This is a genomic window from Variovorax flavidus, assembly GCF_030317145.1.
GTDB lineage: Bacteria > Pseudomonadota > Gammaproteobacteria > Burkholderiales > Burkholderiaceae_C > Variovorax > Variovorax flavidus.
In genome coordinates this window covers 13622-26921 of the sequence record NZ_JASZYE010000001.1, presented here as the reverse complement: position 1 = coordinate 26921, position 13300 = coordinate 13622, and the positions used below count along the sequence as shown (strand labels likewise).

Below are 13300 nucleotides of genomic sequence, written 5' to 3'. Positions count from 1 at the left end.
CGCGCACTCCGTCGGCTGAACGGCACTTCGCTTCGAGCCCGTCAACATGTCAACCCTCATCCCCCAGGACCCGGCAAGTCCCTACGGCACATTGCCCCCCGCCTCTGCGCCTTCGCTTCGCAAGCCAGTGAGCCTTCCGCGCCTGGCAGACATGCATGCACGCGGCGAGAAGATCACGATGCTGACCGCCTACGACGCCACCTTTGCCGCGATGGCGGATGCTGCGGGTGTGGAATGCCTGCTGGTCGGCGACTCGCTCGGCATGGTCTGCCAGGGACTGCACAGCACCGTCGGCGTCACGCTGGAAACCATGCGCTATCACACCGAAAGCGTGTCGCGCGGATTGCGCCGCGTACAAGGCACCGCATGGCTCATCTCCGACCTGCCCTTCGGCAGCTACCAGGAGTCGCGCGAACAGGCCTTGCGCAGCGCTACGGTGCTGATGCAGGCCGGCGCCCACATGGTGAAGCTCGAAGGCGGCGGCTGGACCGCGGACACGGTGCGCTTCCTGGTGGAGCGCGGCCTTCCGGTGTGCGCTCACCTCGGACTCACGCCGCAGACCGTGCTTGCGCTGGGCGGCTACCGCGTGCAAGGCAAGGAGAGCGAGGCAGCCGCACTGCTGCGCCGACAGGCACTCGAACTGCAGGATGCAGGTGCCGCGATGCTGGTGTTGGAGATGGTGCCCGCGTCGCTCGCCGCCGCGCTCACGCAGGAACTCACACGATGCGCGACCATCGGCATCGGTGCCGGGCGTGCAACGGCCGGCCAGGTGCTCGTGCTGCACGACATGCTGGGCATCAACCTCGGCAAGATGCCGAAGTTCGTGCGCAACTTCATGGTCGGGAGCGACGGCATCGCGCAGGCGATGCAAGCCTATGTGCGCGCGGTGAAGGACGGCAGCTTTCCGGACGACGCCCTGCACGCGTGGTAGCGCCCTTGCAGTCTTCCCTTGCTCCTTTCAACGAACACGATCCATTCCATGTACATCGCACGCACCATTCCCGAGTTGCGCGAACACCTTGGCTCCCATCGACGTCCCGCCTTCGTTCCCACAATGGGCAATCTGCATGACGGCCACCTCGACCTCGTGCGCCGCGCCAAGCCGCTGGGCGACGTCACGGTCGCCAGCATCTTCGTCAACCGCCTCCAGTTCCTGCCGCACGAGGACTTCGACACCTATCCACGCACCTGGGACAGCGATTGCGAGAAGTTGCGCGCGGCCGGTTGCGACGTGCTGTTCGCACCCGACGAGAAGGCGCTCTACCCCGAGCCGCAGACCTGCAAGGTGCACCCGGACGCCGTGCTGGCCGACATCCTCGAAGGCCATTTCCGCCCCGGCTTTTTTATCGGGGTCTGCACCGTCGTGATGAAGCTCTTCTCTTGTGTGCAACCGGCCACGGCCATGTTCGGCAAGAAGGACTACCAGCAGCTCATGATCATCCGGCACATGGTGCGTCAGTTCGCGCTGCCGATCGAGATCGTGGGCGTGGAGACGATGCGCGCCGAAGACGGCCTGGCACTGTCGTCGCGCAACGGCTACCTGAGCGAACCGGAGCGCGCGGAGGCGGTGCAGCTCTCGAAAGCGCTTCGGGACATGGCCGAGGCGGTGCGCTCCGGCGAGCGCGATCTCGACGCCATCGAGACGCGCGCAATGGACGCCCTCCGGGAGCGCGGATGGCAACCCGACTACCTGGTGCTGCGGCGACGTTCCGACCTGCAGGCACCTTCGCCCGGCGAACCGCTGGTCGCACTCGCCGCGGCTCGCCTGGGCGCGACGAGGCTGATCGACAACCTCGAGATCAACGCGCAGACCTGACCAGCGCCCGGCGCCGCCGGGTGCCCTCAGGCAGCGCCGATGCCGGCGACCATGGCGCCCGCCGGCAGCCCGCTCTTGAGTCTCGCGGTGAAGTCCAGCATGCGATCGATCGGCACGCGCGCACGCAGGCCCAGCGCGGGATCGACATGGACCTCGCCCGCACCCGTTTCCAGCACGCGCGCCACGTCCGCCAGCCCGTTCATGGCCATCCACGGACAGTGCGCACAGCTCTTGCACGTGGCGCCGTTGCCCGATGTCGGCGCCGCGATGAAGGTCTTGCCCGGGTTGAGCGTACGCAGCTTGTGCAGCATGCCCGTATCGGTTGCGACGATGAACTCCGTCGCATCCATGCGTTGCGCGGCGCTCAGAATGGCCGACGTGGACCCGACCGCATCGGCCAGCGCAATCACTTCAGCCGGTGATTCCGGGTGCACGAGCACGCGAGCCGCGGGGTGCTCCTTCTTGAGCAGTTCCAGTTCGAGCGCCTTGAATTCGTCGTGCACGATGCACGCACCCTGCCAGCTCACCATGTCCGCCCCGGTTTCGCGGCGGATGTAGTCGCCCAGGTGCTGGTCCGGCGCCCACAGAATCTTCTGGCCTTGCGCCGTCAGGGCCCGCACCACGTCCAGCGCGCATCCCGAGGTCACGAGCCAGTCGGCGCGCGCCTTCACCGCCGCACTGGTGTTGGCGTAGACGACCACCGTGCGATCCGGATGCTGATCGCAAAAGGCACTGAAGGCATCGGCCGGGCAGCCGAGATCCAGCGAGCAGGTTGCGTCCAGGTCGGGCATCAGCACGCGCTTTTCGGGCGAGAGGATCTTCGCCGTCTCGCCCATGAAGCGCACGCCGGAGACAACCAGCGTCTGCGCGGCATGGTCCCGGCCGAAGCGCGCCATCTCGAGCGAATCGCTCACCAGGCCACCGGTCTCTTCGGCCAGGTCCTGCAGATCGGGGTGCACGTAATAGTGCGACACCATCACCGCATTGCGCTCGCGCAGCAGACTGCGGATGCGATCTTTCAAGGCGTCGCGTTCAGCCGCCGTGGGCTCGGGCGGCACACGGGCCCAGGCCTGGCGGGTGTCGCAGGTGGAACCGCCTTCCGCGGTGGCGATCGGCTGGGCGTAGTCGACGCCGATGAGTGAGTGCGCCATCGCTCAACCTTCCTGGAACCGCATCGAGAAATCGATGGCCTTGACATCCTTGGTGAGGGCGCCGACCGAAATGCGGTCGACGCCGGTCTCGGCCAGGGCGCGAATGCTGTCGAGCGTGACGCCACCCGAGATCTCGAGCACCGCGCGTGCGTCGCCCGCCACATCGTTGCGGCGCACGGCTTCGCGCAGGGTGGGCAGGTCCATGTTGTCCAGCAGGACCATGCGGGCGCCGTTGGCCAGCGCCTCGTCGAGTTGGGCGAGCGTCTCGACCTCGATTTCGACGAACTTCGCCTGCGCAGCGACCTCGGCCGCTGCGCGCAGGGCCGCGCTGACGCCGCCGGCCGCCGCAATGTGGTTCTCCTTGATCAGGATCGCGTCATAGAGGCCGATGCGGTGGTTCGTGCCACCACCGGTGCGCACGGCGTATTTCTGCGCCAGCCGAAGGCCCGGCAAGGTCTTGCGCGTATCGACGATCTGGGCGCGCGTACCGCGGACCGCATCGACGTAGGTGGCGGTGCGTGTCGCCACGGCGCTCAGCAATTGAAGGAAATTGAGTGCGGTGCGTTCGGCGGTGAGCAAGCTGCGCGCGTCGCCGGCGAGTTCGAGCACCGTCTGATCGGCGGTGCAGTGCTCGCCCTCCGCGCAATGCCACGTCACGCGCGCTTGCGGGTCGAGTTGCCGCACGACGGCTTCCACCCACGGGGCGCCGCACAGCACGGCGGCCTCGCGCGTGCGCACCCGGGCCGTGGCCCTCCGCTGCGGCGCCACCAGTCCAGCCGTAAGGTCGTGATCGCCAACGTCCTCCTGCAATGCCCGGCGCGCATCCGTGCTCGCCAATTCGGCCACGCTGGCCCTGGAAAAATCGAAAAAGCTGGTCATGTGTCGTGAGTTGCGAGAGCCGCTCCCTTGTCTTGGAGGCGCCATTTTGACGGCTCTCGAAAGTGGCGGATCCGTGAGTTTCCGCCTCGCGCCGGGCAGCGCTCAGATGGCGCGCCACGAATCCAGGCAGTGAGCCGCGAGCGCGGTAACCCAGAATTCCTCGTCCGGATCGAAGGCCAGTCCGAACCGCGGACTGACAAGAAACCCCGCCTTCTCGAACGCTGCCGGATCGGTCGTGCGGACGAAAGAAGAGAGCGCGGCGAACGGCACGGACACGTTGCCGATATTCACCACCGGCGCCTGCAGCGTGATTTCCTCCAGCCTGCCGCAGTCCTGAAAGCGGAAAACGACCGATTCATAGTCCATCTCGTGGAGACCGATGCCGTTGCGGCATGTTCTCGCGGGCACGCCTCGCATCCGCACGACCTCTTCCCTGGAGGCGGAGAACGGCGTTTCGTCGACGCGGACAAAGGGTTCGAGCTTCATCGGAGCAGCCAGTATGCACACCCTGCCCATCCGGGCAGTAGCGCCATCCCCTTGTGCCTTCACACAATGAAGCCATCTAAGGAGCTCCCATGGCCGACACGATGTCCTCATCTTTCGAACAACTGTCCGCGGCAATGGCCGACGCGGTGGCCGGCGCGGCCCGCAGCGTGGTGGCGGTGCACACCGGGCGTTCGCGCTCCAGCGGATTTGCCTGGCGCGACGGGCTGGTCGTCACCTGCGACGAGGCGCTGCCAGACGACGCGGAAGTGACGGTCTGCCTGCCGGACGGCGCGAGCGCCGGCGCGAAACTCGTCGGACGCGATGCCGGTACCGACATCGCCCTGTTGCGCATCGAAAGCGGCACGCCCGCCCCGATCGCGTTCGACCCGGCTCCGGTGCGCGCCGGAGCCATCGCGCTCGCGGTCGGGTCGGTCGCGGGCACACCGGTTGCGGCAGCTGGCGTGGTCTCGCTGTCGGGCCCCGCCTGGCGCAGCCTGCGCGGCGGCGAGATCGACGCGCGGATCGAACTCGGACTCCACATGCGGCGCATCGCCGAAGGCGGGCTGGCGCTGGACGCGCAGGGCCGGGCCATCGGCATGAGCGTGTTCGGCCCACGCCGGCGGGTGCTGGTCATTCCGGGCGCGACGATCGACCGTGTCGCCGCGCAGCTCGCCGCGCACGGCCGGGTGCCGCGAGGCTACCTGGGTGTCGGCCTCCAGCCGGTGAAGCTCGAGCCCGATGGCATCGGCGCAATGGTCATGGCCATCGACCGCGATGGACCGGCCGCGAAGGCGGGCCTGCACCAGGGCGACGTCATCGTGGCCTGGAACGGCGAAGCGGTGCGCAGCGTGCAGGCGCTGCTGCGGGCACTGGGCCCGGCGAGCGTGGGCACGGTCGTGACGCTGTCGCTGCGCCGCGCCGGCCAGCCGGTCGAGGCGAAGATCACCATTGGCGAAAGGCCGGCCGATTGAACAAGACGGGCGTTACGGAACCGATCGTGATCGCGGTCGATATCGCCGATGCAGAGCTGTCGGAACGCCTGCTCGCGTCGCTGTCGGACGTGCCGGGGCTGCGTGTCGCCCAGCGCGGCGAGCCGGCCGATGTCGCGGTCGTGCCGGCAGACACCTTGCCCGCGGCCGATGCCGATGCGGCGCTGACCCGGCGCGAAGTCGAAGTGCTGGCGCTGATGGCCGAGGGCGCATCCAACAAGGCCATCGCACGGCGGCTGGGCATTTCGGTGCACACGGCCAAGTTCCATGTCGGCTCGCTGCTCGACAAGCTGGATGCCACCGGCCGCACGGATGCGGTGGCGCAGGCGGTTCGGCAGGGTGTCATCCATCTCTGAGAGAACCATGTTCGACGACCACACGCCCTCCCCCAACTCCGCCGAAGACAGTGCAACCGAGCTGAACCAGGACGCACTCATCGACGCCTATTCGCATGCGGTTGCAACGGTGGCCGACAACGTCGGGCCGGCCGTGGTGCGCGTGCAGAGCGGCGCGCCCGGACGGCGCGGCGGCCTGGGCTCGGGCGTGGTCATCGCCGGCGACGGACTGGTGCTCACCAACAGCCACGTCGTCGGCGGCGCGCGCCGCATGCGCATCGGGCTCGCGGAGGCTGGCGACAGGGAAGCCGAGCTGCTCGGCGATGACCCCGCCACCGATCTCGCGCTACTGCGCGTGGAGCTTCCGCGCGGCGCAGCCACCGCGACGCTCGGGGATTCGAAGATGCTCAAGCGCGGCCATCTGGTCGTGGGCATCGGCAATCCGCTGGGCTTCGAGTCGACCATCACGGCCGGCATCGTGTCGGCGCTGGGTCGATCGCTGCGCTCGCAGAGCGGGCACCTCATCGACGACGTGATCCAGACCGATGCGGCGCTCAATCCGGGCAACTCGGGCGGCGCACTCGTGGCCGCGTCCGGGCAGGTGGTGGGCATCAACACGGCCATGATCGCGGGCGCGCAGGGACTTGCGTTCGCGGTGTCGAGCAACACGGCGCGCTTCGTGATCGGCGAGTTCATCGCCCATGGCCGGGTGCGGCGCGCGCATCTGGGCATCGCGGCGCAGACGGTGCCGCTTCCACGGCGCGTGGCACTGGCCGTTCATTCGGGCGCCAACGCCGTGCGTATCGGCGAAGTGCAGGCCGGCGGTGCCGCGGACTTGGCAGGACTGCGCGTGGGCGACATCCTCATTGCGCTGGACGACGTGGTCGTGGGGGGCGCGGATGACCTGCTGCGCCTGCTGGGCGCGGATCGCATCGGTCGGCCTGTCGAGGTGTCGCTGCTGCGCGATGGCCGCCTCGTCACGCGGAAGGTGACGGCGCAGGAACGGCCCTAGTGAAAATCCCGGCTTCTGGTGGCCTGCGCCAGGCGCCCCAGCAGCGGCGTGAGGTCCTTGAACCCCGTCGCGACCAGATGCCGCACTTCACCGCCGCTGTCCACATCGCGCTGCCAGGTGCCCTGCACCGCCAGCAGCGTCGACTTGAGCAGCGGTTCGCGCCAGGCCTCGATCACGTGGCTCCAGACGATCACGTTGACGTTGCCGGTCTCGTCCTCGAGCGTGACGAAGATGGTGCCTTTGGCGGTCTGCGGGCGCTGGCGCCCCTTGACCATGCCGCAGGCGCGCACGGTCTGGCCGCTGGGCAGCGAGCGCAGTTGTTCCGCGCTCATCAGGTTCATGCGGGCGAGCCGCGGGCGCAGCAATGCGAGCGGATGGCGGCGCAGCGTGAGGCCCAGCGAGACGTAATCGCCGAGGATTTCCTCGCCCTCGGGCGCGGCGGGCAGCTGCAAGGCGGGCTCGTCGATCGGCACGCCCTTGAGCAACGCGGGCGCGCGGCGCTGGGCGGTGGCGTCCCACACCTGCTGGCGGCGATGGCCCGAGAGCGACATCAGCGCATCGGCGGCGGCCAGCGCGGCCATGTCCTTGGCGTCGAGCTCGGCTCGCAGTGCAAGGTCTTCGGTGCTGGTGAAGGGTGCCTGCGTGCGCGCCGCAAGAAGACGCCCGGCGCCTGCCTCGCTGAGGCTTGACACGATCCGCAGGCCCAGCCGCACGGCGGGCGGGTCCGGATGGCCCAGGCGCCCTGCATGGCGCACATCGGTGCCATCCGGCATGCGCGGCGCATCGGGCTCGCGGGCCTCGAGACTGCTATCGAATTCGCTTGCCGTGACATCGACCGGCCGCACCTCGACGCCATGGCGCCGCGCGTCCTGCACAAGCTGCGAAGGGCTGTAGAAACCCATCGGCTGCGAATCGAGCAGCGCCGCCAGGAAGCAGGCGGGTTCGTGGCGCTTGAGCCAGCTGCTGACGCAGACCAGCAAGGCAAAGCTCGCGGCATGGCTCTCGGGAAATCCGTAATCGCCGAAGCCCATCACCTGCTTGAAGATCGCTTCGGCAAAGGCGGGCTTGTAGCCTTTGCGAACCATGCCGTTCACGAGCTTGTCGTGAAACTTCCCGAGGCCGCCCTTGCGCTTCCATGCGGCCATGGCCCGGCGCAACTGATCAGCCTCGTCCGCGGTGAAATCGGCGGCGACCATGGCAATCTGCATCACCTGCTCCTGGAAGATCGGCACGCCCAGGGTTCGCTCCAGTGCGGGCCGCAGTTCGTCCTTCTCGTAGTGGATGGGGAGCCCCTTGCGCACGCGCTCGCGCTGCTTGAGATACGGATGCACCATGCCACCCTGGATGGGCCCCGGCCGCACGATCGCCACCTCGATCACCAGGTCCTCGTAGGTGCGCGGCTTCAGGCGCGGCAGCATCGACATCTGCGCCCTGCTCTCGATCTGGAACACGCCGACGGTGTCGGCATCGCAGATCATGTCGAACACTTCCCGGTCGTCGTTGGGAATCTGATGCATCTGCAGCGTCGTGCCGCGCCAGCGGTTCATGAGTTCGAGCCCGCGACGGATGGCGCTGAGCATGCCCAGCGCGAGCACGTCGACCTTGAGCATGCCCATGGCTTCGAGGTCGTCCTTTTCCCACTGGATGACGGAGCGGTCCTTCATCGATGCCTTTTCCACCGGCACCAGCCGCGTGAGCCGCGTATGGGTGAGCACGAAGCCGCCGACGTGCTGGCTCAGGTGGCGCGGAAACCCCTTGAGCTGGCATGTGAGGTCGATCCACTGCTGCAGCTTGAGCGGGTCTTCGTGCACCTCCGCGCGCGCGGCCGCCGCCTTCAGCTGCTCGCCGAGCACGGTTTCGTCGAACCAGTAGTGGTCCTTGGCGAATTCGTCGATCAGCCGCGCGTCGATGCCGAGCGCCTTGCCCACGTCGCGCAGTGCGCTGCGCGAGCGGTAGCAGATCACGACCGCTGCGATGGCGGCGCGCTCTCGGCCGTATTTCTTGTAGATGTACTGGATGACCTCTTCGCGCCGCTGGTGCTCGAAGTCGACGTCGATGTCGGGCGGCTCGCGGCGGTGGCGGCTCAGGAAGCGCTCGAACAGCAGGTGGCCTTTGTCGGGAGCGATCGCGGTGATGCCCAGGCAGTAGCAGACCACCGAGTTGGCCGAGGAGCCGCGGCCCTGGCAAAGGATTTTCTCCTGACGGGCGAAGCGCACGATGTCCTCGACCGTGAGGAAGAACATCTCGTATTCGAGTTCGAGGATCAGCTGAAGCTCGCGTTGCACCTGGCGGCAGACCTTCTCGGGGATGCCCGACGCATACCGTTCGGGGGGGTAGCGCTGGATCGCGCCCTCCCAGGTCTTGCGCACCAGCGTCTGCGCCGGCGTCTCCCCGTTGCCCACGCTTTCGAGCGGGTACTTGTAGTTCTCGCGGATCACCTCGGGATCGAAGCGGCAGCGCTCCGCCACCCGGAGCGTGTTCGCGAGCATCTCGTCGGTATAGAGCCCCGCCAGCCGCACGCGCTGCCGCAGGTGCCGCTCGGCGTTGGACTGCAGCGCGAAGCCGCACTCGGCCACGGTCTTGCCTTCGCGCACGGCGGTGAGCACGTCCTGCAGCGGCTTGCGCGCGCGTGCATGCATGTGCACGTCGCCGGCGGCCACGAGCGGCACGCCGGCCTGTTCGCCCGCCTCGGCCAGCGTGACGAACCAGAGGTCGTCGTCGAGTTCGTTGAGCATCTCGACAGCCAGCCAGAGGTTGCCGCCGAACAGCGTCCGGGCCGCGATCAGGTCTTCGTGCAACGTGGAGACATCGACCGCGCCGCCGGGATTCCGGTCAGGTACGAAAAGAATCTGGCAATGCTGCAGCGAGGCGACGTCGCTGTCTTCCCAGCTCACGCGGTATTCGCCCTTGGGCAGTTCGGTGTTGCGTGCGGCGGTGATGAATTCGCAAAGGTTGCCCCAGCCTTCGGTGTCGTTGGCAATGACCACCAGCTTGAAGCGCTCGAAGCGGAACTCGCTGCCGAACAGCAGCCGGAAGTCCGGGTGGCGCGGGATCGGCGGCTCCTCGGGGTAATCGCGCTCGTGGGCCTCTAGCTTCGCGGGCAATTCAAGCAGGCCGACATGCGCACGCACCACGCCGGCCACCGAGCATTCGTCGGTGATCGCGAGGGCCGCATAGCCGAGGTGATAGGCGCGCTCCACCATTTCCTCGGGCGTGGACGCGCCGCGCTGGAAGCTGAAGTTGGTGAGGCAATGCAGTTCGGCATACCCCGGCAGGCCGGGCGCGAGCGCTTGCTGCTTCGGCAACGCATGCATCGCGGGGAGCGTGAGCGCGCGGATCTTCTTGTCGCTGAGTTCAGGCATAGAGGCCTTGCAGGTACCAGCGCACCTCGCCTTCAACGAAGCAAGCGGCCGGACGCTCGCGAAAGATCCACACCAGGCCGGCCTCAGGGCTCTCGGCGACGTAGTAGTCGCGCACGGCAGGCCGGCCGCCGTCTTCCACGCCGCCCCACCAGCCGGCCTCGACCCGCTGCGGACCGATCAATCGGCGCAGCGGTCCCCGGTAGCACGGGCGCTCGCCTTCCATGTCGAGGCGCAGCGGCTCGGGCAGCAGCCACGCAGGGTAGATGGCGTCACCCCCAGGTTGGCTCACTTCGTGTAGCCGCCCACCCCCTTGCAGGGGGCAACACCGGTGGCCCGGCGAAGCCGATTCCACGGTGTTTCCCGAACGGGCGGCGCTGCGCTGGCCCTTGCCTGCTTGCAAGGCGGGTTGCCATGTCTGCTTGCGCTCGGGCCGGTGATCGGCCTGTGGTGTGGGCACGAGCACTTGCTGCGGGCCGAGCCGTGCGCTGAGCCGTTCGACCATTTCATGGAACCTGTCGCCCTTGCGGTTGTCCTCGGGCAGGAAGCTCGTGCTGGCGCCAGCCCAGGGGTCGGTTTCGAGCGAACGCAGCCGCAGCCAGCTCGCGGGCGCGGCGAGCGTGGTGAGCGCCAGTTTTTCGGATATGAGGCGGCGCAAGTGGGCCATGTCCTGCGTGGCCTCGGCGGTGCGCACGGTGATGTGCTGGTGCGGCGGCAGGTTCACGCCGTTGAGGCGCTTCAGATCGAGCGTCCATTGCAGTTCGAGCGCGCGCGCTCCGCGCTGCCGGGCGCGCAGCCAGATCTGCAGCGCCGACAGCAGGCGGTTGGCCGACCACATGAGTTCGGGTGCGCCTTCAGCCAGTGCGGGGAGTTCGAGCTTCTGCTCGAACACATCGGGCAGCGTGAGCCAGCAATGGCTTTCAGGCCTCAGGCCGTAGGCCGCATCGAGCGCCGAGCGCAGTTCCTTTCCGAAACGCCGCGTGAGGCCGCCGCGCGGCAGTGCCGCCACGTCGCCCCAGGTGCGGCAGCCGAGGTGCGCCAGCACGTCGAGGTGATCGCGGGCAGCGCTCAGCGTGTCGAGCGGCAGGCCGGACGGCACATCGGCCGGAGGCTTCTCGCCGCGCGCGAACATCCGCAGTCGCGCGAGCGCGCTCAGGCATGTCGCGCCCTGCGCCTGCTGCACACGCACCGGTGCGGGATTGAGGCTCACGATCTGGCGCATCAGGGCCAGCCGCCCGCCCCATAGCCGCTCGCAGGCGGACACCTCGAGCAGCAGTGCCTCGTCGACCCAGGCGACGCGCGGGGTGAACTGCAGGGCCCACCAGCCCAGCGCCTCGTCGGAAGGCATGGGCGGCATGGGCGTCTCCGCCTCAGGCTGCAGCCAGTGCAATGCGATCCAGTGCATGTCGTTTTCCCTGGTGGAGGTCGATGCACACCACCGTGGCTGTGTTGTCGCTGGCCTGCGGCACGCCTTCCTGCCGATGGCGCAACTTGCGCCGGAGCCGGCTTGCCGCCAGCAGCGCGGTCATGCGTTCGCTGCATGCCGGTAGCTGGATGGGCGAGGCCAAGGGCGGGCCGCGGCGCTTGAGGATGTGGACGTCGAGCCGCGACCGGTCCTCCTCGCTGAGCGTCACCTGCAGGCGCAAGCGGGCCGGCGACGTGGAAGACGCCGACGCCGCGGGCCGGAGCACGAACAGGAGGGAGTCGTGCTGCGCCGCCGCGAGCTGCAGCCGCCGCAGATCGCTCACGCGCGCCTGCGGCAGCCACGCCAGCACGGCAGCCACGTCGGCGCAGCGCAGCGCCTGTTCGCACGCCCAGAGCCGTGCAGCGGCCGCCTCGCTGCGAATCCACAGCAAGGATTCGACCGGCAAGCCGTGCGCCGCCAGCGAGGGGCCGAAGGGTTCTTGGGGCGCACCGATCAGCGCCACCGGCCCCGTGTCGCCCCGCACCGCTTGCGCCAGGGCCGGCAACAGCAGCTGCCACGAATGCGCCTCGGGCGTGGACTGCAGCAGCTCGGTCATCGCCCCGACCGGCCAGCCGCCACCGGGCAGCTGCGCATCGAGCGCGGCGTGGCCGCTGCCGATGACCTGCGCATCGGCCATGCCCAGTTCATCCCCGCGCCAGACCTTGTGGCGTGCGGAGGGTGAAAAGGGGTCGGAGAAAGGGAGGCCCATGATGATCGGATGACTGTATTTTTATACAGTATTTCCGATCTCTGTCAGCAATCTTTAATTTCCTTGCCGACCACAGCGGTTATCGGCAGCATCGTGCGCAGCCACCGAACCGAAGCCAGCCATGCGCACCCTGCCCCACACCCTGGAGTTCAACAAGCAGGTGAACGGCTCGATCGTCGCCATCAACCGCAGCCAACTATTGCGCCTGAGCGCAGCGCTGTCGCTCTCCGCCGCCTGGCCGCTCAGCGCATCCGCCCAGAACCCGGGAGCCGTCCGCATGAACACCCGCCCCATCCCCTCCACCCGTGAAGCCCTGCCCGTGGTCGGCTGCGGCACCTGGATCGGCTTTGACGTCGCAGCCGGGAGCGCGGAGTACCAGCGCCTGCCGGGCGTGCTCGATGCGCTGTTCGCCGCCGGCGGCACGGTGATCGACAGTTCGCCGATGTATGGCCGCTCCGAGGCCGTGACCGGCGATCTCCTGGCGGCATCGAATCAGCGGGGCAAGGCCTTCCTCGCCACCAAGGTGTGGACCAGCGGCCGCGATGCCGGCATCGCGCAGATGGAACAGTCCTTCGCGCGCCTGCGCACCGATCGCATCGACCTGATGCAGGTGCACAACCTCGTCGACTGGCGCACCCACCTCAAGACCTTGCGCGGCTGGAAGGACAAGGGCCGCGTGCGCTATATCGGCGTCACGCACTACACCGCGTCGGCCTATGCCGAGGTCGAAGCGGTCCTGCGCGCGGAGAAGCTCGACTTCCTGCAGATCAACTATTCATTCGACGAGCGCGAAGCGGCGCAGCGCCTGCTGCCGCTGGCAGCGGAACGCGGCGTGGCGGTCATCGTCAACATGCCCTTCGGCGGCGGCGGGCTGCTGCGCCGGTTGCGCGACAAGCCCCTGCCCGGCTGGGCCGGCGAGATCGGCAGCACGAGCTGGGCACAGGTGCTGATCAAGTTCGTGCTCAGCCATCCCGCCGTGACCTGCACGATCCCCGGCACGAGCCGGCCCGAGCACATGGCGGACAACGCTGCGGCTGGTGCCGGCCCCGTACCAGACGCCGCCTTCTGGCGTCGCAAGGACGTTGCGCTGCCCCTCTAG

12 protein-coding genes are annotated in these 13300 nt (G+C 68.3%); 6 read left to right on the top strand and 6 right to left on the bottom strand.

Translation table 11 applies throughout. The annotated features are described in order from the left end of the window. The first annotated feature begins 46 nt into the window (after window positions 1–46). Window positions 47–931: a 3-methyl-2-oxobutanoate hydroxymethyltransferase gene (panB, locus tag QTH90_RS00125; RefSeq protein WP_286662527.1), complete on the top strand. Its 885-nt coding sequence runs from the start codon at window positions 47–49 to the stop codon at window positions 929–931. A 48-nt stretch (window positions 932–979) separates the two neighbouring features. Further along, entirely contained in the window at window positions 980–1816 is an 837-nt protein-coding gene (gene panC, locus QTH90_RS00120; RefSeq protein ID WP_286662526.1) for a pantoate--beta-alanine ligase, read from the top strand. A 26-nt stretch (window positions 1817–1842) separates the two neighbouring features. On the opposite strand, the gene nadA is transcribed toward panC, so the two are convergent. The 3 genes from nadA to QTH90_RS00105 all read right to left on the bottom strand — a co-directional run bounded on the left by nadA (window position 1843) and on the right by QTH90_RS00105 (window position 4332). Continuing rightward, entirely contained in the window at window positions 1843–2967 is a 1125-nt protein-coding gene (nadA, locus tag QTH90_RS00115; protein ID WP_286662525.1) for a quinolinate synthase NadA, read from the bottom strand. Between the two features lie 3 nt (window positions 2968–2970). Continuing rightward, window positions 2971–3846, bottom strand: a complete 876-nt coding sequence (gene nadC, locus QTH90_RS00110; RefSeq protein WP_286662524.1) for a carboxylating nicotinate-nucleotide diphosphorylase — start codon at window positions 3844–3846, stop codon at window positions 2971–2973. Window positions 3847–3948: 102 nt separating this feature from the next. After that, window positions 3949–4332, bottom strand: a complete 384-nt coding sequence (locus QTH90_RS00105; protein WP_286662523.1) for a hypothetical protein — start codon at window positions 4330–4332, stop codon at window positions 3949–3951. An 89-nt stretch (window positions 4333–4421) separates the two neighbouring features. Between QTH90_RS00105 and QTH90_RS00100 the strand changes: the two genes are divergently transcribed. Genes QTH90_RS00100 through QTH90_RS00090 form a run of 3 tightly spaced genes read left to right on the top strand, consistent with a single transcriptional unit; the run spans window position 4422 to window position 6668 of the window. Next, window positions 4422–5303: a S1C family serine protease gene (locus tag QTH90_RS00100; RefSeq protein WP_286662522.1), complete on the top strand. Its 882-nt coding sequence runs from the start codon at window positions 4422–4424 to the stop codon at window positions 5301–5303. A 26-nt stretch (window positions 5304–5329) separates the two neighbouring features. After that, on the top strand, window positions 5330–5677 hold the full coding sequence (locus tag QTH90_RS00095; protein ID WP_286662521.1) for a response regulator transcription factor: 348 nt from the start codon (window positions 5330–5332) through the stop codon (window positions 5675–5677). 7 nt (window positions 5678–5684) lie between these two features. Beyond that, the gene (locus QTH90_RS00090) at window positions 5685–6668 is read left to right on the top strand and encodes a S1C family serine protease (RefSeq protein WP_286662520.1); all 984 of its coding nucleotides are present in this window, start codon (window positions 5685–5687) and stop codon (window positions 6666–6668) included. Here the strand turns inward: QTH90_RS00090 and QTH90_RS00085 are convergent. Genes QTH90_RS00085 through imuA form a run of 3 tightly spaced genes read right to left on the bottom strand, consistent with a single transcriptional unit; the run spans window position 6665 to window position 12201 of the window. After that, on the bottom strand, window positions 6665–10030 hold the full coding sequence (locus QTH90_RS00085) for an error-prone DNA polymerase (RefSeq protein WP_286662519.1): 3366 nt from the start codon (window positions 10028–10030) through the stop codon (window positions 6665–6667). The two genes, QTH90_RS00090 and QTH90_RS00085, sit on opposite strands and share 4 nt — an antisense overlap. Continuing rightward, window positions 10023–11432 (bottom strand): Y-family DNA polymerase, encoded by a 1410-nt coding sequence (locus QTH90_RS00080; RefSeq protein ID WP_286662518.1) that lies wholly within the window; start codon window positions 11430–11432, stop codon window positions 10023–10025. The genes QTH90_RS00085 and QTH90_RS00080 overlap by 8 nt, the downstream gene beginning before the upstream one ends. Further along, window positions 11398–12201 (bottom strand): translesion DNA synthesis-associated protein ImuA, encoded by an 804-nt coding sequence (gene imuA, locus QTH90_RS00075; RefSeq protein WP_286662517.1) that lies wholly within the window; start codon window positions 12199–12201, stop codon window positions 11398–11400. Before imuA ends, QTH90_RS00080 begins: the two co-directional genes overlap by 35 nt. A gap of 181 nt (window positions 12202–12382) precedes the next feature. Here imuA and QTH90_RS00070 point away from each other — a divergent pair, with 181 nt between their 5' ends. Next, window positions 12383–13300: an aldo/keto reductase gene (locus tag QTH90_RS00070; RefSeq protein ID WP_286664424.1), complete on the top strand. Its 918-nt coding sequence runs from the start codon at window positions 12383–12385 to the stop codon at window positions 13298–13300.

Coding starts and splice junctions, on each gene's coding strand:
- QTH90_RS00105 (WP_286662523.1), bottom strand. CDS start 4,332: ATGAAGCTCGAACCCTTTGTCCGCGTCGACGAAACGCCGTTCTCCGCC.
- panC (WP_286662526.1), top strand. CDS start 980: ATGTACATCGCACGCACCATTCCCGAGTTGCGCGAACACCTTGGCTCC.
- QTH90_RS00090 (WP_286662520.1), top strand. CDS start 5,685: ATGTTCGACGACCACACGCCCTCCCCCAACTCCGCCGAAGACAGTGCA.
- imuA (WP_286662517.1), bottom strand. CDS start 12,201: ATGGGCCTCCCTTTCTCCGACCCCTTTTCACCCTCCGCACGCCACAAG.
- nadC (WP_286662524.1), bottom strand. CDS start 3,846: ATGACCAGCTTTTTCGATTTTTCCAGGGCCAGCGTGGCCGAATTGGCG.
- QTH90_RS00085 (WP_286662519.1), bottom strand. CDS start 10,030: ATGCCTGAACTCAGCGACAAGAAGATCCGCGCGCTCACGCTCCCCGCG.
- panB (WP_286662527.1), top strand. CDS start 47: ATGTCAACCCTCATCCCCCAGGACCCGGCAAGTCCCTACGGCACATTG.
- nadA (WP_286662525.1), bottom strand. CDS start 2,967: ATGGCGCACTCACTCATCGGCGTCGACTACGCCCAGCCGATCGCCACC.
- QTH90_RS00100 (WP_286662522.1), top strand. CDS start 4,422: ATGGCCGACACGATGTCCTCATCTTTCGAACAACTGTCCGCGGCAATG.
- QTH90_RS00080 (WP_286662518.1), bottom strand. CDS start 11,432: ATGCACTGGATCGCATTGCACTGGCTGCAGCCTGAGGCGGAGACGCCC.